The 19,036-nt window shown below is 40.9% G+C and carries 24 protein-coding genes; 14 read left to right on the top strand and 10 right to left on the bottom strand.

The window, feature by feature from the left end; all coding sequences use genetic code 11:
• Positions 1–13: 13 nt before the first annotated feature.
• Genes queE through queC form a run of 3 tightly spaced genes read right to left on the bottom strand, consistent with a single transcriptional unit; the run spans position 14 to position 1,819 of the window.
• Positions 14–730 (bottom strand): 7-carboxy-7-deazaguanine synthase QueE, encoded by a 717-nt coding sequence (gene queE / locus AC4ME5_RS03600; RefSeq protein WP_491799976.1) that lies wholly within the window; start codon positions 728–730, stop codon positions 14–16.
• Positions 723–1,166 (bottom strand): 6-carboxytetrahydropterin synthase QueD, encoded by a 444-nt coding sequence (queD, locus tag AC4ME5_RS03595; RefSeq protein ID WP_007521140.1) that lies wholly within the window; start codon positions 1,164–1,166, stop codon positions 723–725. Before queD ends, queE begins: the two co-directional genes overlap by 8 nt.
• On the bottom strand, positions 1,166–1,819 hold the full coding sequence (gene queC / locus AC4ME5_RS03590; protein WP_000828773.1) for a 7-cyano-7-deazaguanine synthase QueC: 654 nt from the start codon (positions 1,817–1,819) through the stop codon (positions 1,166–1,168). Before queC ends, queD begins: the two co-directional genes overlap by 1 nt.
• A 316-nt stretch (positions 1,820–2,135) precedes the next feature.
• On the opposite strand from queC, the gene AC4ME5_RS03585 reads away from it, so the two are divergent.
• The 3 genes from AC4ME5_RS03585 (at position 2,136) to AC4ME5_RS03575 (ending at position 4,153) form a co-directional block, all read left to right on the top strand.
• A complete protein-coding gene (locus tag AC4ME5_RS03585) occupies positions 2,136–3,077 on the top strand; it encodes a cell wall-binding protein (RefSeq protein WP_007521142.1) in 942 nt (313 codons plus the stop codon).
• Positions 3,078–3,740: 663 nt separating this feature from the next.
• Positions 3,741–3,983: a DUF2513 domain-containing protein gene (locus tag AC4ME5_RS03580; RefSeq protein WP_080619117.1), complete on the top strand. Its 243-nt coding sequence runs from the start codon at positions 3,741–3,743 to the stop codon at positions 3,981–3,983.
• Positions 3,980–4,153 carry a DUF2513 domain-containing protein gene (locus tag AC4ME5_RS03575; RefSeq protein ID WP_080619118.1) on the top strand — a complete coding sequence of 58 codons (174 nt, stop codon included), beginning with the start codon at positions 3,980–3,982 and terminating at the stop codon, positions 4,151–4,153. Before AC4ME5_RS03580 ends, AC4ME5_RS03575 begins: the two co-directional genes overlap by 4 nt.
• A 528-nt stretch (positions 4,154–4,681) precedes the next feature.
• Here the strand turns inward: AC4ME5_RS03575 and AC4ME5_RS03570 are convergent.
• The 4 genes from AC4ME5_RS03570 to AC4ME5_RS03555 all read right to left on the bottom strand — a co-directional run bounded on the left by AC4ME5_RS03570 (position 4,682) and on the right by AC4ME5_RS03555 (position 6,265).
• Complete coding sequence (locus AC4ME5_RS03570) at positions 4,682–5,032, bottom strand: DUF7687 domain-containing protein (RefSeq protein ID WP_007521147.1); 351 nt, start codon at positions 5,030–5,032, stop codon at positions 4,682–4,684.
• Between the two features lie 202 nt (positions 5,033–5,234).
• Positions 5,235–5,549 carry a thioredoxin gene (gene trxA, locus AC4ME5_RS03565; protein WP_001029581.1) on the bottom strand — a complete coding sequence of 105 codons (315 nt, stop codon included), beginning with the start codon at positions 5,547–5,549 and terminating at the stop codon, positions 5,235–5,237.
• Positions 5,550–5,564: 15 nt separating this feature from the next.
• Positions 5,565–5,786 carry a DUF4649 family protein gene (locus AC4ME5_RS03560; protein WP_007521148.1) on the bottom strand — a complete coding sequence of 74 codons (222 nt, stop codon included), beginning with the start codon at positions 5,784–5,786 and terminating at the stop codon, positions 5,565–5,567.
• Between the two features lie 98 nt (positions 5,787–5,884).
• Positions 5,885–6,265, bottom strand: coding sequence for a MarR family winged helix-turn-helix transcriptional regulator (locus tag AC4ME5_RS03555; protein WP_491799971.1), 381 nt, complete (start codon positions 6,263–6,265; stop codon positions 5,885–5,887).
• Positions 6,266–6,460: 195 nt separating this feature from the next.
• Here AC4ME5_RS03555 and AC4ME5_RS03550 point away from each other — a divergent pair, with 195 nt between their 5' ends.
• Both AC4ME5_RS03550 and AC4ME5_RS03545 read left to right on the top strand, forming a co-directional pair.
• Positions 6,461–6,835: a CidA/LrgA family protein gene (locus AC4ME5_RS03550; RefSeq protein WP_000781327.1), complete on the top strand. Its 375-nt coding sequence runs from the start codon at positions 6,461–6,463 to the stop codon at positions 6,833–6,835.
• Entirely contained in the window at positions 6,832–7,527 is a 696-nt protein-coding gene (locus AC4ME5_RS03545) for an LrgB family protein (protein WP_001288947.1), read from the top strand. Before AC4ME5_RS03550 ends, AC4ME5_RS03545 begins: the two co-directional genes overlap by 4 nt.
• Positions 7,528–7,558: 31 nt before the next feature.
• On the opposite strand, the gene AC4ME5_RS03540 is transcribed toward AC4ME5_RS03545, so the two are convergent.
• Genes AC4ME5_RS03540 through AC4ME5_RS03530 form a run of 3 tightly spaced genes read right to left on the bottom strand, consistent with a single transcriptional unit; the run spans position 7,559 to position 9,368 of the window.
• On the bottom strand, positions 7,559–8,287 hold the full coding sequence (locus AC4ME5_RS03540) for a hypothetical protein (RefSeq protein ID WP_247917589.1): 729 nt from the start codon (positions 8,285–8,287) through the stop codon (positions 7,559–7,561).
• A 15-nt stretch (positions 8,288–8,302) separates the two neighbouring features.
• A complete protein-coding gene (locus AC4ME5_RS03535) occupies positions 8,303–8,998 on the bottom strand; it encodes an ABC transporter ATP-binding protein (RefSeq protein ID WP_033584369.1) in 696 nt (231 codons plus the stop codon).
• Positions 8,999–9,002: 4 nt separating this feature from the next.
• Entirely contained in the window at positions 9,003–9,368 is a 366-nt protein-coding gene (locus AC4ME5_RS03530) for a GntR family transcriptional regulator (protein WP_000119124.1), read from the bottom strand.
• A 140-nt stretch (positions 9,369–9,508) separates the two neighbouring features.
• Between AC4ME5_RS03530 and nrdR the strand changes: the two genes are divergently transcribed.
• The 9 genes from nrdR (at position 9,509) to secA (ending at position 18,985) form a co-directional block, all read left to right on the top strand.
• Positions 9,509–9,982, top strand: a complete 474-nt coding sequence (nrdR, locus tag AC4ME5_RS03525; protein ID WP_001203678.1) for a transcriptional regulator NrdR — start codon at positions 9,509–9,511, stop codon at positions 9,980–9,982.
• Positions 9,983–11,146 carry a DnaD domain protein gene (locus tag AC4ME5_RS03520; protein WP_491799967.1) on the top strand — a complete coding sequence of 388 codons (1,164 nt, stop codon included), beginning with the start codon at positions 9,983–9,985 and terminating at the stop codon, positions 11,144–11,146. It abuts the gene before it with no gap.
• Entirely contained in the window at positions 11,147–12,043 is an 897-nt protein-coding gene (gene dnaI, locus AC4ME5_RS03515) for a primosomal protein DnaI (protein WP_007521157.1), read from the top strand.
• The gene (locus tag AC4ME5_RS03510; RefSeq protein ID WP_491799965.1) at positions 12,040–12,753 is read left to right on the top strand and encodes an NADPH-dependent oxidoreductase; all 714 of its coding nucleotides are present in this window, start codon (positions 12,040–12,042) and stop codon (positions 12,751–12,753) included. The genes dnaI and AC4ME5_RS03510 overlap by 4 nt, the downstream gene beginning before the upstream one ends.
• Positions 12,754–12,766: 13 nt before the next feature.
• Positions 12,767–14,077, top strand: a complete 1,311-nt coding sequence (gene der, locus AC4ME5_RS03505; protein ID WP_084920172.1) for a ribosome biogenesis GTPase Der — start codon at positions 12,767–12,769, stop codon at positions 14,075–14,077.
• 225 nt (positions 14,078–14,302) lie between these two features.
• Positions 14,303–15,151 carry a TPM domain-containing protein gene (locus AC4ME5_RS03500; protein WP_007521163.1) on the top strand — a complete coding sequence of 283 codons (849 nt, stop codon included), beginning with the start codon at positions 14,303–14,305 and terminating at the stop codon, positions 15,149–15,151.
• Positions 15,152–15,308: 157 nt separating this feature from the next.
• Complete coding sequence (locus AC4ME5_RS03495) at positions 15,309–15,905, top strand: LemA family protein (RefSeq protein WP_000812473.1); 597 nt, start codon at positions 15,309–15,311, stop codon at positions 15,903–15,905.
• A gap of 132 nt (positions 15,906–16,037) precedes the next feature.
• Entirely contained in the window at positions 16,038–16,328 is a 291-nt protein-coding gene (locus AC4ME5_RS03490) for a hypothetical protein (RefSeq protein WP_491799963.1), read from the top strand.
• Positions 16,329–16,471: 143 nt separating this feature from the next.
• Entirely contained in the window at positions 16,472–18,985 is a 2,514-nt protein-coding gene (gene secA / locus AC4ME5_RS03485; RefSeq protein WP_491799961.1) for a preprotein translocase subunit SecA, read from the top strand.
• The last annotated feature ends 51 nt before the right edge of the window (positions 18,986–19,036 follow it).

Here is a 19,036-nt window from a genome sequence, read left to right as displayed (position 1 = left end):
TTTCTTTCTAATTTTAAACACCACGTTGGTTATCGTAGAGGAGGGTATGGAGTTGAGGAAGGACGCGGACATTGCCCCAGCTATCGTCAGCAGCGACACGTTTCCAGAGTTCTTTGAGGCGATCTAGTTGGTCTTGGACAATATTACCCGTAGCCTTGGGCTCAGGATTTCCTGCTGATAAGAAGAGGACATCTGGCTGGTAACGTTCTTGGATCCCTTTGGCAAAGGCTAAATCGGCATCATCAAAGACAGGGATTTTAAAGGTGACCTTGTCTGGATCTAGTTGGGAAACGATAAAGTCTAAGGTTTCGAAGTTGACTTCCATCTTGGATGAAGGAGGTTTGGGACTCAGAGTGACTTGGTCGATATCTTTTAACCAATTTTGCCAGCGGGAGCCTTGGGTCTCAACAGCCAGAGTGACACCACGTTCCTTGAGTTTGGTGACCAGCTCGGCCATGTTGGCTGCTAGGATAGCAGGATTTCCCCCAGATAGAGTTACATAGTCGTAGGTCCCCAATTTATCCAAGGCAGCAATGACCTCGTCAGCTGTCATACGAGTTGGTTTTTCAGAACCATCCCAAGTAAAGGCAGAGTCGCACCAGTCGCAGTGGTAGTCGCAACCTGCAGTGCGGACAAACATGGTTTTCTGCCCAATAGCACGGCCTTCACCTTGAAAGGTTGGACCAAAAATTTCCAGAACTGGTAGTTTGAGGACACGTTCCCTAGTCATCTAACCACTCCCGTCTAAACTCTGCAAAGGCGGTCGGAGTCTCATAGAGGCGAACGTATTCCAAACGGAGACCGCGCTCGTCTGGCAACTCTTGACTCATAGTTTGGAAAATCCAGTAAACCATATTTTCAGCAGTCGTGTTCATATAAGGCAGGGTTTCATTGAGATAGCGATGATCCAAATGGGGCTCTAAGTAGTCCTTGTAGATAGCTTTGATGTCTCCAAAATCGTAGGTCATGCCACGTTCATCTAAAAATCCACTAATAGCAATCTGCAGACGATAAGTGTGTCCGTGCAGGGATTTGCATTTTCCTTCATAGTGAAAGAGGTGGTGGGCAGCGTCGAAAGTGAATTCTTTTGAAACTAAGGTTCTGTGAGGATTGTAGACGAGAGACTCCCCAGTTTCCTGTTTGATTTCTTTAGGTGCGAAAAACATTAGCCCTCTCCTTTCTGTGAAAGATAAACATCTAAACCATGCTGACGTAGGTGGCAGGCTGGGCAATCTCCACAGCCACTTCCGATAATTCCGTTGTAGCAGGTCAAGGTCTTTTCACGAACATAGTCAAAGGCACCGAGTTGGTCGGCTAATTCCCAAGTTTCAGCCTTGTCTAGCCACATGAGAGGTGTTTGGATAACGAAGTCGTAATCCATGGCAAGGTTGAGGGTGACATTGAGAGATTTGACAAAGACATCACGGCAGTCAGGGTAGCCTGAGAAGTCTGTCTCGCAAACACCTGTCACGATGTCTTTAATACCACGTTGCTTGGCAAGAACCGCCGCAAAGGACAAAAAGAGGTGGTTGCGACCATCAACAAAGGTATTGGGAACCTCTCCCTCTTTTTGCTCGATTTCCATATCAGAGGTCAGGGCATTTTCAGTGATTTGTCCCAGCAGAGACATATCTAGGATGTGATGACGAATACCCTGTTCCTTAGCGATTTCTCTAGCAACTTGGATTTCGAGATGATGGCGTTGACCGTAGGCAAAGGTGACAGCTTCGACTGTTTCATAGTGTTCTTTAGCCCAAAAGAGGCAGGTTGTGGAATCTTGACCGCCACTAAAGACGACCAAGGCTGATTGACGTTTCATAGTACTCCTTCCAAAATGGGAAATGTTCAGAGCACGCAAAAAGCTCCCTTTAGGGGAGCTAAAAAATACCAAGTAGAGGTTTTTTTTAGCGATGGCATGTCCCAAACATCGTAATATTCTACCTACAGTCTAGCATATTTTTTGAAAAATGGCAAAGGGCAAGAAAAAAGAGACCTAAGTGCCTCTTTTATTAATTTTAAGTTATTTCTTGAATTCATTGATAGTGAGCTTCCTATATCTTGACATCAGTTGATTAATAGTGATAAACATGGTACAATGAAAGCGGATATAAAGATTGCGCAAGGAGGGAAAGAAAATGAAAAAAAATAAGCTATTGCTTGCTAGTGCGATTGTGATATCGCTTTTAATTCCAATGTCTCAAGTAAAGGCTGATTGGCATAGAGATAATATTGGTTGGTGGTATACATACCCTAATGGTTCGTATTATATCAGAGGTGCTCGAACTGAAATTGACGGAAAATGGTATAGGTTTGATAACAGAGGATATATGGTAACTGGCTGGCAATTAGATGAGTATACTAGTGGAGGCAAACTAGTAAAACAATGGAGTTATTACGATCCAGTGAATGGTGATTTAAAAACAGGCTGGCAAAATGTAGATGGGAAATGGTATTACCTTTATTCAGATGGTCTACGCGGGGGTATGCATAATATAGGTGGAAAACAATATTATTTTGACTCAGTTACTTACGAGATGAAAACGGGTTGGATGTTATTAGAAACTCCTGATCCAAGTTGGTATTATTTCGATCCTGTCAGCGGAGCACTACCAGAAGGTTGGAAAAATATAGATGGGAAATGGTATTACTTTAAATATTCTGCACTTAAAGGCTCACACAAAATAGACGGAAAATTTTATTATTTTGACCCAGTTAATTGTGATATGAAAACGGGTTGGGTGTTATTAGAAGATTCAAATGGTAAATCAATATGGTATTATTACGACCCAGAAAGTGGAGAACGATTGTCAGGTTGGCAAACGATAGATGGGAAAACGTATTGCTTTGACGAATTTGGTAAGGCATTTGTAGGTCGGTGGATATTATTAGATGGAAAACAATATTATTTCGACCCAGTTACTTTTGAGATGAAAACGGGTTGGCTTGAGTTTAACGGAAGTAGATATTATGCAGATCCTAACGATGGTGGTGCATTTGCAAGTAATAAAACTCTAATTATAGACGGTGTTTCTTATACATTCAGTAGTGGTGGCTCTGTTATCAATAATGAGCCTTAATTGATTAACGCCTCAAAAGTTGGATTATTTCTAACTTTTGGGGTCTTTTTTACTTTGAGAATAATGGTACGATCTATGATTTTAGGAAGTAAGTATATGGATTAAAAAAATTTTAAAGGTCACTGACAAATTAAGGTGAAACTAAATCCTTTAGAGTCGCTTTATATCAAGAAATATAGGATTTCAATTTCTTCTTTATTCTGCTAAAAAATTATAGTAGGGTGTATCAATGTCTTCCCTACAATCGGGATTAACATATTTACCACCATTTAATACACTTCTATAATAATCATCAAACTCATCACTCTGAAATATACTCGTTTCTTTTTCCACTTAAAACCGTCATCCTTAATTCATATCTAGCTACTCTATGTCATAAAATCATCGTTTTAAAAATCAACTAATCCTCAGATTAATCATGTTATACAACTTAATAGTCCAAATTAGGTAAACAATAATGAAACGATCAACTTCTTTGAACTAACTGATTTTGATCATAAAAAATATAAAAACCTCCTCTTATAGAGTCATTATTTATGTTCAAGTTCAAAGGTTTTATTAACTTTCCGAAAAATATAAATTTTTTCGGAAAAAAGAACTGTATATATTTGGATAAAATCCACTGATTTACCACTTGACCCTTCTATTAATAAGTTGTACACTATGAATATATGTTACTGTGTAGAGATTATTAAGATGAAGAGAGATATGGATTTATATCGTTTGATACTTTTTAAAATTGAGGATGAATATAGATCAACTGGGTTGTCTAATTTACAAATTGACGGATATGATATAGAGACAATAGCCTATCATTGCGACTTGTTGTTTGAAGCAGGATTAATAAAAAGTTATAAACCAACGTATGCTAATGATGGAATCTATTTTTTAGTGTCGGTGCTTTGACTTGGGAGGGGCATGATTTTCTAGATAAAATAAGAGAAAACACTATGTGGAATAGGACTAAGACTAATATCAAAGAAAATGCTCTACCTATGACTTTGGAAGTAATTAAAAGTGTAGCAACCAGTTTTATAAATTCTCAGCTAAGTAAATATTTAGATGGCTCTTTATAGGAATAATAAATTTCCCTATTCCAAACAAATTTATTCAATTTTTTTGAAATAAAAAAGCAGTACTAGTCTGCTAAATTTTGATGTAAAGTTATTTATAGATTACTTGAAATCAAACCGTGTCAAACCAGGTTTTAAGTTTAATAAAGTATTTTTGGAAAATCTAGACACTGTATGAATCTCTACCTTTTTCTCTACCTTTTTTCCGCAGACGCTTATAAAGTCTATCAGAATAAGCTTTGTAAGAGTATAAGTTAATTTTTACAGAAGTGAAGTAAGCATTCAATACGAATCAATACATAAGAAAAACGCTGATTTCAAGCGTTTTTTCTTTTTGCCAAATGCAATATATTGCACTGTATTTCAATTCAAACTCTACCTTTTTTGGATAAATTGTAAAATATAGTGTAACAAAAAAAACACCCCAAAAGTTAGATTTTTTGTCTAACTTTTGGGATGCAGTTCAAATTCTTATCTCTTTTTATTTTAAATTAAAATGTAAAATCAATGGAAAAGTCAGAATTATAATTTTCAATTAGGAGTATCTTGAATTATTTCACTCAACAATTCCGGCCATCTTTGTAGTACTTCTTTACCTATTATTACTTCATCCACAAGGCCAATATTTAATACGTCAACAAGCCTACATAAATAAGATTTACCTTGTTTCCACCACGTATGGTATGAGTCTATAAATAATACATGATGACGAATTCCTTGTTCCTTAGCGATTTCTCTAGCAACTTGGATTTCGAGATGATGGCGTTGGCCGTAGGCAAAGGTGACGGCTTCGACTGTTTCATAGTGTTTTTTGGCCCAAAAGAGGCAGGTTGTGGAATCTTGACCGCCGCTAAAGACGACCAAGGCTGAATGACGTTTCATAGTACTCCTTCTAAAATGGGAAATGTTCAGAGCACGCAAAAAGCTCCCTTGAGGGGAGCTAAAAAATACCAAGTAGAGGTTTTTTTTAGCGATGGCATGTCCCAAACATCGTAATATTCTACCTACAGTCTAGCATATTTTTTGAAAAATGGCAAAGGGCAAGAAAAAAGAGACCAAATGAAGCACTTGGTCTCTAGTGTGATTAGCTCAATTCAGCAACGATGGCCTTGATTTGTTCTGCAGTATGAACACCTGCAACTTGTTTCACCACTTGGCCGTCTTTTTTGAAGAGAAGGGTTGGGATAGACATGATTCCAAAAGCACGAGCCGTGTTTGGATTTTCATCAACATCCATTTTAACGATTTTCAAGACATCTTCTGAAAGTTCCTCAGACAATTTGTCCAAGATTGGACCTTGCATACGACATGGACCACACCAAGTTGCCCAGAAATCTACCAAAACCAAACCGTCTTTTGTTTCTTGTTCAAATGTTGCATCTGTAATTGCTTTTGCCATTGTATTTCTCCTTTTTTAGTTATATTGGCTTAAATCTTGTTTCTTGAGATAGAAGAAGATATCTCCGTAAGTCCCATGGTAGTCCAAATCATGACCGTTGTAAGTTAATTTTTGGACAGGGTAGTAGTCTGCGATACCGATAAGGCAAGCCTGTTGTGAACGATCAAAGTCTTCATAAGAATCGAAGGTAACAGTTCTTTCATTCTTGCTGGCATCTAGATAGGTAATTTCAATCATTTTATAACTCCTTTGTTTAATGATGACTTTATTTTACTCCTTGTAAAAAAGAATGTCAAGAAAAATGATTGCGCACGCAACTTTTTTAAAAAATCTGATTAAGAAATGAAATAAAGATTCATTTCCAGTCTTTCTTCGACGGCTTTTTGCAGGTAAGCTAGGGTGGTTTGTCCCTCGTCAGTCAGACAGATAAAACTTGCTCGTCTATCCTGATCGCAACATCTGCGACTAAGCAAGCCACAGTTTTTCTCTTCTAATCGTGCCACCATTCGAGAAACAGCGCTCGGGCTGAGATGGAGTTTATCTGGCAGGTCAATCTGTCGTAAAGATTTTTCATCAGCTAGGTCCAGATAGTAGAGCAGGTAAAACTCTTTCAAGGTCAGACTTTGGTCACTCTGCTGGGCAATGGTCTCTTCCAAGAGACCTTCAATTTCTTTCTGACGACGATTGAAATCAAACCACTTTTCCAAATAGCTCATTGCTTTCTCCTTTCTTTTCAAAGTAAAATCACAAAGTCATTACTGACTGTCTCTACAACACAAGATGATTGCGCATGCAATGATTATACTACTTTTAACTAATCCTTGCAAGAGAGAAGAATTGCGATATTTCCTTGAAATTTTCTGAAAAAAGAGTAAACTGGTATGCAAGAAGTCTATTTCGTGGAGTTTAGGATGAAATTATATGTTCAATTAATGATTCTCTTTGTGATTTCTCTTATCGGAGAGGGAATTTCTAGTTTCTTTCATCTGCCCATCCCAGGCAGTATTATCGGTTTGATTATTCTCTTTCTAGCCTTACAGTTCAAGTGGCTGAGAACCAGACATGTCAACATGGTGGGGAATTTCTTGCTGGCCAATATGACTATTCTCTTTTTGCCACCAGCAGTGGGAATAATGGAGAAGTTTGATGTGATTGCTCCCTATCTCCTGCCCATCGTTTTGATTGTCTTTTTTGCAGCTGTCATCAATATTATCCTCATAGCCGTGGTAGTTCAGTTCATTAAGAGACGATTTGAGGGAGATTATGAGAAAGGAGATGCCAAATGAGTGAATTTGTTTCCAATCCCCTGTTTGGGCTTGCCCTGTCTATCCTTGCTTATCTAGTGGGGATGCTGATTTACAGACGTTTTCCCCATCCATTGACAACGCCCTTGCTTTTGTCGGCTGTTTTCATTATCATTTTTCTAAAGCTGACGGGGATTTCTTACCAAGATTACTACCAAGGTGGGGTTTATCTGAACAATTTGATTGTTCCGTCAACAGTGGCTTTAGGGATTCCGCTTTATAAGAGTTTTCACTTGATGAAGCACCATGCTCGCAGTATTCTCTTTGGTAGTCTGTTAGCAGTAGTTGTCAATACTTGCTTTACTGCCATAGTAGCGAAAATATTTGGCATGGACTTTTTCCTAGCTATTTCTCTCTTTCCCAAGTCAGTGACAACCGCTATGGCAGTGGGGATTACAGAAAAATTGCAAGGTTTGACGACTGTGACCTTGGTCGTCGTAGTGGCCACTGGCATTTTGACCAGTGTGATCGGACCAACCCTTTTGAAATGGTTGAAGATCGATGACCCAGTGGCTGTGGGACTTTCTCTTGGAGGAACAGGTCATGCTGTCGGAACGGGAACCGCCTTTCGATACGGATCGGTAGCAGGAGCCATGGGTGGCTTGGCTATCGGTGTCACTGGTATTCTCTACGTCTTTGTCAGCCCCATCGTAGCCAGTTTGATATTGAGTTAAAGAAAAACCCAGCTTTCTAGCTGGGCATTTTTTATTGCAAATTAACCTTGTTTTTCAAGATGTAATAAGTACCGAGATAGTAGATAACTGATAGAAAGAGATCGCGCAGAATTTCTGTACCAATCATCATGTTAAAGTTATTTTCAATTCGGAAAAAGAGAGAAACATAACCAATGACGATGGCAATGACGATATAGGCTAGAATTCCCATAGCTGTTCGATACTCATTAAAGAGTTGCCCGATTGAGATTGCGAGGTAAATGGACAAGATCCATGTAATCGAACCTGCTAGAAGAGACAGGGCATAGAGCCAACCGTAGCTGAGGTAAGGGGAAATGAAGTTATAGAGGTAAGTGAAGTCTTTTTCTATCGGTGTTAAGAAGAAGATAATCAGTACACTCAAGATAAAGACGATATAGCTTAAGATGGACCAGACAAGACCACCTAAAAGTTTTGCGATGATGATTTGGTGCTCAGAGACAGGCAAGGTCAGGGTCAAATACCCTTGGCGGTCATAAACACTCCCCTTGAATCTTCGGATGATTAAAAAGATTGTTGCAATCCAAAGAGTGACGCTGAGTCCTCCAAAGACTAGTACCAAAAAGAAGATGAAATAAACAGCATTGTTAGAATTGTAACTCTGGCTAAGACTACCAAGAAAAGTTCCAATTAAAACTGAAATTGCAAGCACAGCTCCATAGAGCGCTAAATACCATTTATTGACATTCTTAAATTCATAACGAACTAGATTCCAAAACATAATAATCTCCTTTGCTTAGGCTTTAAATTCCTGGCGGAAGAGCTGGTCAATTGATTCACCTGACTCGTAACGAATATCATCAACATTTCCTTGGCGAACGACTTTCCCGTCTTTGAGGAAGATAATCTCATCCAAGATTGGCTCAATATCTGAAATCAAGTGGGTTGAAATCAGCACCGTAGAGGTTGGTGAGTAGTTGTTGATGATGGTATTGAGGATATAATCACGAGCAGCTGGATCCACACCTCCAATTGGTTCGTCCAGAACGTAGAGGCGGGCTTCACGGCTCATAACCAAAATCAGTTGCACCTTTTCCTTATTTCCTTTTGATAATTTCTTTAAGCGACTATTTTCATCAATGCCAAGGTCTGCAAGCAGATGTTGGGCGCGTTCAAGATTGAAATCCTGATAGAAGGTTTTAAAGTAAGTCAGGGCTTCCTTGACCTTCATCTGTTCATTGAGATAAGTCGTATCTGGTAGATAAGAGACGATCGCCTTGGTAGCAGGACTTGGATCCTGTCCGTTAATGAGGACACGTCCTTTATTTGGTTGAAGGAGGCCATTGATCAGTTTGATCAGTGTTGTTTTCCCGGATCCGTTTGGTCCAAGGAGTCCAACAATCTTTCCAGCTGAGATCTCTAGTGAGATATTGTCAAGTGCCGCAGTTGCTCCATATGATTTTGATACATTTTCAAGTGCTAGTAGTGTCATAGTCTTAAACTCCTTTAATATAGTCGCTTAATACATTTGGCAGTTCTTCTTTTTTGTAGCCAAATTGAAGCATGCAAGAGACGAAGTGTTGCAGTTGCTCCTCGGAAAGTTGTTTGCGGGACTGAACGATGAGGTCCAAATCCTCGGTGACAAAACGACCAGTTGTTCGCTTGCTATAAACGAATCCTTCACGTTCAAGGTCAGACAAGGCGCGCTGAATGGTATTGGGATTGACACCAGCCTCGCTCGCCAGTTCTCTTACGGTAGGGAGCTGTTGGTTGGGTTCCAGTTTATGGGAGACAATCTGTAGTTTAATTTTTTCCATAATCTGTAAATAAATGGGTTTTGTATTATCAAATGACCAGGACATCATAGTCTCCTTTCTTTATCTTTGTTGTTCTAATTAAATAATACAATAAAACAAAAAACTTGTCAAGTAAAAATAAGAATTGTTTTGGGAATTGATCAAAAAATGGTATAATGAAAAGAAAACGACAAGGAGGGAAATGCATGCGTTGTCCAAAATGTGGGGCTACCAAGTCTAGTGTTGTTGATAGTCGACAGGCCGAAGAAGGAAATACCATCCGTCGAAGACGTGAGTGCGACGAGTGTCAGCATCGTTTTACAACCTATGAACGAGTAGAAGAAAGAACGCTGGTTGTCGTCAAAAAAGACGGTACGCGAGAACAATTTTCGAGAGATAAAATCTTTAATGGGATTATCCGCTCAGCCCAGAAGCGTCCTGTGTCAAGTGATGAAATCAACATGGTGGTCAATCGTATTGAGCAAAAACTCCGTAGTCGCAGTGAGAATGAGATCCAAAGTGAATACATTGGGTCCTTAGTCATGGAAGAATTGGCAGAGCTGGATGAGATTACCTATGTTCGTTTTGCCAGTGTTTACCGTAGCTTTAAGGATGTTAGTGAGTTGGAGAGCCTGCTCCAGCAAATCACCCAGTCCTCTAAAAAGAAAAAGGAAAAATAGATGAAACCAAATGACCGTTTTTCTTTTCTAAAGAATAATCGGGTGTCGCAAGATACCTCTTCTCTGGTGCAGTGCTACCTCCCGATTATCGGTCAGGAGGCACTGAGCCTCTATCTATATACCATTACCTTTTGGGATGGTGGGCAAAAAGAACACCTCTTTTCCCATATTCTCAACCACTTAAACTTTGGCATGCCGACCTTGCTCCAATCCTTTAAAATTTTATCTGCTTTGGATTTGTTGACCCTTTATCAGAAGGAGAATGTCTATGAATTACAGCTTCATTCTCCCCTCTCCAGTCAAGAATTTCTAAGCCATTCTGTCTATAGCAGATTATTAGAGAAAAAGATTGGGGATACAGCTGTTTCTGCTATGAAGCAGGTTCCAAGTGAGGGAGAAGCACTCTCTGTTTCTTTGAGTCAAGTCTTTCCAACCCTGACTGAAGAAGTGAAACCAAGCGAGTCTAAAAGCAAGTTAAAAAATGATTTTGATTTGGAACATTTCCAGCGCCTGATGGCTCGAGATGGTTTGCGTTTTAAAGACGAGCAGGCGGATGTTTTGGAATTGTTTGCCATCGCAGATGAAAAAAAATGGACCTGGTTTGAAACTTATCAATTAGCCAAGGCGACAGCAGTAGCTCAGGTTATTTCAGTCAAACGCATGCGTGAAAAGATAGCACAAAAACCAGCATCTTCTGACTTTAGCCCCAAAGAAATGACCATTATCAGGGAAGCAAAAAATAAAACTCCCCTGCACTTTTTAGCGGAAATCAAGCAAACGCGTAAGGGGAACATCACCCAAAGTGAAAGAGAACTCCTTCACCAGATGGCGTCTTTAGGCTTGTTGGATGAAGTCATCAATATCGTCTTACTTCTAACCTTTAACAAGGTTGATTCGGCAAATGTCAATGAGAAATATGCCATGAAGGTCGCCAATGACTATGCTTATCAAAAAATTCGGACAGCAGAAGAAGCTGTGCTTCGGATTCGAGAGCGTCAGCAAAAAGGGCAAGAAGACCAGAAATCGAAAACTAGCTCGACTAAGACAAATGTTCCCAAGTGGAGTAATCCAGAATACAAGAATCAAACCAGTGAGGAGACTCGTCTGGAACTAGAACGCAAAAAACAAGAAATGTTAGCCCGATTAGAAGAAGGAGGAGACTAGATGGAAAGTGTGGGTGACGTTATCAAACGTCAGACAAGTCGTTTTCAGTATCAGGACCTAGTCCAGCAGATTATGAAAGACCCAGATGTGGCGGCTTTTATCCAGAAAGAATCCCTCAGTCAAGAGGAGTTAAATCGTAGCATCTCCAAGTTCAATCAATATATCACAGAACGGGACAAGTTTCTTCGTGGGGATGCGGACTATATTGCGCGTGGCTATAAGCCTATCTTGGTCATGAATCACGGTTATGCGGATGTGTCTTATGAAGAAACACCAGAACTAATCGCAGCAGAAAAAGAGGCTGCGATTAAGAATCGTCTCAAGTTGATCAATCTACCAGCAAGTCTCAAGAAAGCGAAGTTGGCTCAGATTGACCTGGATGATCTAGGACGTTTACCGATTTTTGAGAGACTCTATTCCTTTGTTGACCTTTACCCAAGCATTCGAAAAGGCCTCTATCTTTACGGAGATTTTGGTGTTGGAAAGAGTTTCATGATGGCAGCCTTAGCTCACGACCTATCTGAAAAGCGAGGGGCCTCAACGACCATTCTCCACTATCCAAGCTTTGTCATTGATGTGAAAAATGCCATCGGTGAAGGATCTGTGAAGACCTTGGTGGATGACATCAAGTTAGCTGAAGTTCTGGTCTTGGATGATATTGGTGCAGAACAGTCGACCCCTTGGGTGCGTGATGAGATTCTCCAAGTTATTCTCCAGTATCGTATGCAGGAAGATTTGCCGACCTTCTTTACTTCCAACTTTAATTTCCAAGATTTGGAAAAACATTTTGCCAAAGGAAAGAATGGAAATGATGAGACTTGGGAAGCTAGACGGGTTATGGAGCGAATCCGTTATTTGGCTGAGGAGACAAGACTAGAAGGAGAAAATCGCCGATGACAGAAACCATTAAACTGATGAAAGCTCATACTTCAGTTCGTCGCTTTAAGGAGCAAGAAATTCCTCAGGCGGACTTGGAAGAGATTTTGACTGCTGGACAAATGGCGTCATCTTGGAAAAATTTTCAATCCTACTCTGTGATTCTTGTGCGCAGTCAAGAGAAGAAAGATGCCCTATATGAACTGGTTCCTCAGGAAGCCATTCGCCAGTCAGCTGCTTTCCTACTTTTTGTTGGTGACTTAAACCGAGCTGAAAAGGGAGCCAGCCTTCATACGGACACTTTCCAACCCCAAGGAGTGGAAGGTCTCCTCATCACGTCTGTGGACGCGGCGCTTGCTGGGCAAAATACCTTGCTTGCGGCGGAGAGTCTAGGTTACGGTGGGGTTATTATCGGTTTGGTTCGTTACAAGTCGGAAGAAGTGGCAGCGCTTTTTAACCTGCCTGACTATACCTACCCTGTTTTTGGGATTGCCCTTGGCGTACCAGATCAACAACATGATGTCAAACCAAGACTGCCTTTGAAGCAAGTGGTATTTGAAGAAGAATACCAAGAACAGCCAGTTGAAGCGATTTTGGACTATGACCAAGTACAGGCAGACTATGCTGGTGCGCGTGCGACAACATCTTGGAGTCAGCGTTTGGCAGAGCAGTTTGGCCAAGCCGAACCTAGTTCAACTCGGAAGAATCTAGAACAGAAAAAGTTATTGTAGAAAGTGAGAAAACATGGCCTTACCAACTGTTGCCATTGTAGGACGTCCCAATGTTGGGAAATCAACCCTATTTAACCGAATCGCTGGTGAGCGAATCTCAATCGTAGAAGATGTCGAGGGTGTGACACGTGACCGTATCTATGCAACGGGTGAGTGGCTCAACCGTTCTTTCAGTATGATTGATACTGGAGGGATTGACGACGTCGATGCTCCTTTCATGGAGCAAATCAAACACCAGGCAGAAATTGCCATGGAGGAAGCAGATGTCATCGTTTTTGTGGTGTCTGGTAAAGAAGGGATTACAGATGCGGACGAGTACGTAGCTCGCAAACTCTATAAAACCCATAAGCCTGTGATCCTTGCTGTTAACAAGGTTGACAATCCTGAGATGCGAAATGACATCTATGATTTCTATGCTCTGGGATTGGGCGAACCGTTGCCAATTTCGTCTGTCCACGGTATCGGAACAGGGGATGTGCTCGATGCCATCGTGGAAAATCTACCAAATGAGGTTGAAGAAGAAAATCCAGACGTGATTAAATTTAGCTTGATTGGCCGTCCTAATGTTGGAAAATCAAGTTTGATCAACGCTATTTTGGGAGAAGACCGCGTGATTGCTAGTCCAGTAGCTGGGACAACGCGTGATGCCATTGATACCCACTTTACAGATACGGATGGACAAGAGTTTACCATGATTGATACAGCTGGTATGCGTAAGTCTGGTAAAGTCTATGAAAATACGGAGAAATACTCTGTCATGCGTGCCATGCGTGCCATTGACCGTTCTGACGTGGTCTTGATGGTCCTCAATGCCGAGGAAGGTATTCGTGAGTACGACAAACGTATCGCAGGTTTTGCCCATGAAGCGGGTAAAGGAATGATCATCGTGGTCAACAAGTGGGATACCCTTGAAAAAGACAATCACACCATGAAGAAATGGGAAGAAGATATCCGTGAGCAGTTCCAATACCTGCCTTATGCTCCGATTGTCTTTGTCTCTGCTCTGACCAAGCAACGTCTCCACAAATTGCCTGAAATGATCAAGCAAATCAGCGAAAGTCAAAACACCCGTATCCCATCAGCGGTCTTGAACGATGTCATTATGGATGCCATTGCTATCAATCCAACACCGACAGACAAAGGAAAACGCCTCAAAATCTTCTATGCGACTCAAGTGGCAACCAAGCCACCAACCTTTGTCATCTTTGTTAACGAAGAAGAACTCATGCACTTCTCTTACCTGCGCTTCTTGGAAAATCAAATCCGCAAGGCCTTTGTTTTTGAGGGAACCCCGATTCACTTGATCGCGAGAAAACGCAAGTAAGCTATATTTGTTTTCACACAAAAATAAACTAAAAGAAGGCTATGAGGTCTTCTTTTTTCTATCAAAGGAGTAAAAAGGCTTGTCAAATCGGGGACAAAATCTGTCATCAAAATTCAGTCAATTTCCTAATTTTTGTAATCTATTTGTAATGAAAATGTACTTTCTTTGTAAAAATCAAAATGCTATAATTCCTTAAATCGATTTTCCTTTATCAGGGAGGTTATTATGAAAAAAAGCAAATTGTTTAAACATAGTTTGTTGGTTCGCTTGCTTGGGTTGCTGATGGTCTTTCTCTTCTTGTCAGCATTCACAGCACCTGAAAAACCTGAGTACGGGATCTATGACCCGGATCACTATCTAACGGATGAGACTATTCGTCTGATTCGGGGGTTGAACAATGTAAATAGTAAAAAATCAGAAAAATTCCAGATGGGTGTTTACGTTGTGAAAAGCCTAGATGGAGAAACAATCGAAACAGTCGCCAATGAAACAGCTAGAGCTTGGAAGATTGGCTATTCGGGAGATAACAATGGTGCCTTGGTCGTCATAGCAGTCCAAGATAGAAAATCACGGATTGAAACCAGTAATAATGTGGCCAGTAAGATCACAGACTATCAGACCAATAGATTTTTGAAAACAGCACGACCTTACTTTCAAAAGGGAGACTACAGCAATGGAGTTCTTTCTATAGCAAACAATCTCAACTACATGTTTTATAGTGGATCGAGTACGACTGCTTCAAGTTCTAGAAGTAGTTACGACTATGCTACTAATTCTAGTCGTCTAAGAGAAATTGAAAAGTATACCGCTGGGAGTCAATCTTCGAAACGGCATCGAAAAAGTAGCTTCGATGACGGAGCCCTCGGATTTGTAGTTCTCATTTACTTCATCGTCATGATCATTGGATTTATATTTGGAGGTCGTGGTGGTTCTAGTGGAGATGATTCTGGCGGAGGCTGGTGGGGCGGTGACTCATCAGATTCGGGCTCCTCTTGGTCTGACTCAGGCTCCGACTCATCTGGAGGCTGGGACGGCGGTGGCTTTGATGGCGGCGGTTCGTCTGATGACTGGTGAGTGATTGTATATTGCTCAAACCGATTTCTCCATGCAGTAAGGTGACTCCTTTGCAACAGTTCACTCCTAATTTAAAAATAAAAAAACTTTTGAAATTGATTTAAAATCTGAGTATTTTCTCAGAAAAGTTGATAAAAGAAAGTGTTAAGGTTTTGATATGAAACAAAATAAAGTAATTCTCTCAATAGTGGCGATCTTTTTTGGACTACTAGTTCTGGGAAGTTGTTCCGCAGTGACGACCTATAATGGTCTGGTTGGTGAACAGACTAAAGTGGAGCAGGCTCAGGCCGATGTTTCGACAGCCCTCCAACGTCGTTCGGACTTGATTGGTAACTTGGTGGAGTCAGTTAAAGGACAAATGAATCATGAAACCGAAGTCTTTACCAAGATTGCTGATGCTAGAGCTAAAATCGGTAGTAGCTCAGTAACTTCGGAAGAAAACCAAAAGGCTCAGGGAGAATTGAGCTCTGCTCTTTCCCGCTTGATTTCCTTGACGGAGAATTATCCAGAACTCAAGAGCAATCAAAATGTTGAGCAACTAATGGTCGAACTTTCAGGAAGTGAAAATCGTATCTTTGTAGCACGCAAGGATTATAATAAAGTCGCAGCTGAGTACAATCAAAAGTTGAGAAGTTTTCCAACCGTGCTTTTTGCGAATATGATGAACTTTAAAGAAGCTGAAACCTTTAAAGAAACAGAAGAAGCCAAGACAGTTCCTAAGGTCGATTTTGGAACATCTTCATCAAGTCAATAAAGTGAATCAGCCTATGAATAAAGGAATTTTTTTAGTATGACTAGTGATTTCAAACTCAAACCTGGAAAGCTTTTTCCAGGTTTTTTTGGTATAATAAAAGGGAAGAGACAGTGACTCAAATGGAGGTTTGCTATGGAGAAAACAAAAGCCTTTCTTGAAGCGCACTACAAGAGATATACTCTTACGATTTGCCTTCTCTGGTTCCTCATGTTTTTCCTTCCTTGGGATTGGCAAATAGGAGGAGTTTCAGTATATTATTTCGTTATGAAAAAACTCTTCGTGGTCTTTGGCGTTTTATCCATCCTATACTCCGTGCTGATTAAAAAAATCAGTCTTCTCATCTTTGAAATTATCTTTTGCTTGGCCTTCTGGATCAATCTCTTTTGGTATTTTGGGATACTGCCTGTATTCTTGGGAAATTAAACATTAAAAAATGAAGGACTAGACTAGTAGCTAGTCCTTTTTTCCCCTTTGTAAAACAAGGATTCTTTCTTGAAAAATAACAGTAAATATGCTAAAATGAAAAGAACATTCTAAAATATTCAGAATAAAAAGTAAGGAAAATCATGGCTAATATTTTAAAAACGATTATTGAAAATGATAAAGGAGAACTTCGCCGTCTAGAAAAGATGGCTGATAAGGTTCTTAATTATGAGAGCCAAATGGCTGCGATGTCAGACGAAGAGCTAAAAGCAAAAACTGACGAATTTAAAGAACGTTACAACAAGGGTGAATCACTTGATTCACTACTATATGAAGCTTTTGCGGTAGTTCGTGAAGCAGCAAAACGTGTCCTCGGGCTTTTCCCTTATAAGGTTCAGGTCATGGGTGGGATTGTTCTTCACCATGGTGACGTTCCAGAGATGCGTACCGGTGAAGGGAAGACCTTGACGGCGACCATGCCGGTGTACCTCAATGCCCTTGCAGGTAAAGGGGTTCACGTAGTTACAGTCAACGAATACCTAACAGAACGTGACGCGACTGAGATGGGTGAGTTGTACTCATGGCTCGGTCTATCAGTAGGGATCAACTTGGCAGCCAAATCTCCAATGGAGAAAAAAGAAGCGTACCTCTGTGATATCACCTACTCAACCAACTCAGAGATTGGTTTTGACTACCTTCGCGACAACATGGTCGTTCGTGCAGAAAACATGGTACAACGTCCGCTCAACTATGCCTTGGTCGATGAGGTTGACTCGATCTTGATCGACGAAGCCCGTACTCCTTTGATTGTTTCAGGTGCCAATGCAGTTGAAACGAGTCAGCTCTACCATATGGCGGATCACTTTGTGAAGTCTTTGGACAAGGATGACTATATTATTGACATTCAGTCTAAGACGATTGGTTTGTCTGATTCTGGGATTGACAAGGCTGAGAGCTATTTCAAACTGGAGAATCTCTATGATGTCGAAAACGTGGCTCTTACCCACTTTATCGACAATGCCCTCCGTGCCAACTATATCATGATTCTCGATATCGACTATGTGGTAAGTGAAGAGCAAGAAATCTTGATTGTCGACCAATTTACAGGTCGTACCATGGAAGGTCGTCGTTATTCTGACGGCTTGCACCAAGCGATTGAAGCTAAAGAAGGTGTTCCAATCCAAGACGAGACCAAGACTTCAGCTTCTATCACCTACCAAAACCTCTTTCGTATGTATAAGAAATTGGCAGGTATGACGGGTACTGGTAAGACAGAAGAAGAAGAATTCCGCGAAATATACAACATTCGTGTTATCCCAATCCCAACCAACCGTCCAATCCAACGTATCGACCACTCAGACCTTCTCTATGCCAGTCTTGATGCGAAGTTTAAGGCTGTAGTTGAAGATGTAAAAGCTCGTCACCAAAAAGGTCAGCCGGTCTTGGTAGGTACAGTTGCAGTTGAAACGAGTGACTTTCTTTCTAAAAAACTGGTAGAGGCAGGTGTTCCTCACGAAGTCTTGAATGCGAAGAACCACTACAGAGAAGCGCAAATCATCATGAACGCTGGTCAGCGTGGTGCAGTTACTATCGCAACCAACATGGCCGGTCGTGGTACCGACATCAAGCTTGGCGAAGGGGTTCGTGAACTTGGTGGACTTTGTGTCATTGGTACAGAACGCCATGAAAGTCGCCGTATTGATAATCAGCTTCGTGGACGTTCAGGGCGTCAAGGAGACCCAGGTGAGTCACAATTCTACTTGTCTCTTGAAGATGATTTGATGAAACGTTTCGGTTCAGAACGTTTGAAAGGTGTCTTTGAACGTCTCAACATGTCTGACGAAGCCATCGAATCTCGCATGTTAACGCGTCAAGTTGAAGCAGCTCAAAAACGTGTTGAAGGAAACAACTACGATACTCGTAAACAAGTCCTTCAATACGATGACGTCATGCGTGAACAACGTGAGATCATCTATGCACAACGCTATGATGTCATTACTGCAGATCGTGACTTGGCACCAGAAATCCATGCTATGATCCGTCGTACAATTGGACGTATCGTGGATGCACATGCACGTTCTAAGGAAGATGAAAAATTGGAAGCAATCTTGAACTTTGCTAAATATAACTTGCTTCCAGAAGATTCAATCAGCCGTTCAGATCTTGCAGGTTTGTCAGACCAAGCTATCAAGGATGAACTTTACCAACGTGCCTTGAAAGTTTATGACAACCAAGTTGCCAAACTTCGTGATGAAGATGCAGTGAAAGAATTCCAAAAAGTCTTGATTCTACGCGTTGTAGACAACAAGTGGACAGACCATATCGATGCTCTTGACCAGTTGCGAAATGCTGTTGGCCTTCGTGGATATGCCCAAAACAACCCTATTGTAGAATATCAAGCAGAAGGTTTCCGCATGTTTAATGACATGATTGGATCAATTGAATTCGATGTAACTCGCTTGATGATGAAAGCACAAATCCACGAACAGGAACGTCCTCAAACTGAACACAATATCAGTACAACTGCGACTCGTAATATCGCAGCGCAGCAGACTCAGCTTCCAAAAGATGTGGACTTGAGCCAAATTGGACGAAATGATCAATGCCCATGTGGCTCTGGTAAGAAATTCAAGAACTGTCATGGTAAGAGACAATAATATGAGATAAGATACAGGCGGATACCTGGTAAAAATCATTTTTTGCTTGGT

It is taken from the genome of Streptococcus sp. A69 (assembly GCF_058556195.1).
The sequence above is the reverse complement of the archived record's forward strand: the minus strand, read 5'-3'. Positions and strand labels throughout refer to the sequence as shown.

Excerpts from the sequence above, each read along its gene's own strand:
- queE (WP_491799976.1), bottom strand. The coding sequence starts at position 730 with ATGACTAGGGAACGTGTCCTCAAACTACCAGTTCTGGAAATTTTTGGT.
- queD (WP_007521140.1), bottom strand. The coding sequence starts at position 1,166 with ATGTTTTTCGCACCTAAAGAAATCAAACAGGAAACTGGGGAGTCTCTC.
- queC (WP_000828773.1), bottom strand. The coding sequence starts at position 1,819 with ATGAAACGTCAATCAGCCTTGGTCGTCTTTAGTGGCGGTCAAGATTCC.
- AC4ME5_RS03585 (WP_007521142.1), top strand. The coding sequence starts at position 2,136 with ATGAAAAAAAATAAGCTATTGCTTGCTAGTGCGATTGTGATATCGCTT.
- AC4ME5_RS03580 (WP_080619117.1), top strand. The coding sequence starts at position 3,741 with ATGAATATATGTTACTGTGTAGAGATTATTAAGATGAAGAGAGATATG.
- AC4ME5_RS03570 (WP_007521147.1), bottom strand. The coding sequence starts at position 5,032 with ATGAAACGTCATTCAGCCTTGGTCGTCTTTAGCGGCGGTCAAGATTCC.
- trxA (WP_001029581.1), bottom strand. The coding sequence starts at position 5,549 with ATGGCAAAAGCAATTACAGATGCAACATTTGAACAAGAAACAAAAGAC.
- AC4ME5_RS03560 (WP_007521148.1), bottom strand. The coding sequence starts at position 5,786 with ATGATTGAAATTACCTATCTAGATGCCAGCAAGAATGAAAGAACTGTT.
- AC4ME5_RS03555 (WP_491799971.1), bottom strand. The coding sequence starts at position 6,265 with ATGAGCTATTTGGAAAAGTGGTTTGATTTCAATCGTCGTCAGAAAGAA.
- AC4ME5_RS03550 (WP_000781327.1), top strand. The coding sequence starts at position 6,461 with ATGAAATTATATGTTCAATTAATGATTCTCTTTGTGATTTCTCTTATC.
- AC4ME5_RS03545 (WP_001288947.1), top strand. The coding sequence starts at position 6,832 with ATGAGTGAATTTGTTTCCAATCCCCTGTTTGGGCTTGCCCTGTCTATC.
- AC4ME5_RS03540 (WP_247917589.1), bottom strand. The coding sequence starts at position 8,287 with ATGTTTTGGAATCTAGTTCGTTATGAATTTAAGAATGTCAATAAATGG.
- AC4ME5_RS03535 (WP_033584369.1), bottom strand. The coding sequence starts at position 8,998 with ATGACACTACTAGCACTTGAAAATGTATCAAAATCATATGGAGCAACT.
- AC4ME5_RS03530 (WP_000119124.1), bottom strand. The coding sequence starts at position 9,368 with ATGTCCTGGTCATTTGATAATACAAAACCCATTTATTTACAGATTATG.
- nrdR (WP_001203678.1), top strand. The coding sequence starts at position 9,509 with ATGCGTTGTCCAAAATGTGGGGCTACCAAGTCTAGTGTTGTTGATAGT.
- AC4ME5_RS03520 (WP_491799967.1), top strand. The coding sequence starts at position 9,983 with ATGAAACCAAATGACCGTTTTTCTTTTCTAAAGAATAATCGGGTGTCG.
- dnaI (WP_007521157.1), top strand. The coding sequence starts at position 11,147 with ATGGAAAGTGTGGGTGACGTTATCAAACGTCAGACAAGTCGTTTTCAG.
- AC4ME5_RS03510 (WP_491799965.1), top strand. The coding sequence starts at position 12,040 with ATGACAGAAACCATTAAACTGATGAAAGCTCATACTTCAGTTCGTCGC.
- der (WP_084920172.1), top strand. The coding sequence starts at position 12,767 with ATGGCCTTACCAACTGTTGCCATTGTAGGACGTCCCAATGTTGGGAAA.
- AC4ME5_RS03500 (WP_007521163.1), top strand. The coding sequence starts at position 14,303 with ATGAAAAAAAGCAAATTGTTTAAACATAGTTTGTTGGTTCGCTTGCTT.
- AC4ME5_RS03495 (WP_000812473.1), top strand. The coding sequence starts at position 15,309 with ATGAAACAAAATAAAGTAATTCTCTCAATAGTGGCGATCTTTTTTGGA.
- AC4ME5_RS03490 (WP_491799963.1), top strand. The coding sequence starts at position 16,038 with ATGGAGAAAACAAAAGCCTTTCTTGAAGCGCACTACAAGAGATATACT.
- secA (WP_491799961.1), top strand. The coding sequence starts at position 16,472 with ATGGCTAATATTTTAAAAACGATTATTGAAAATGATAAAGGAGAACTT.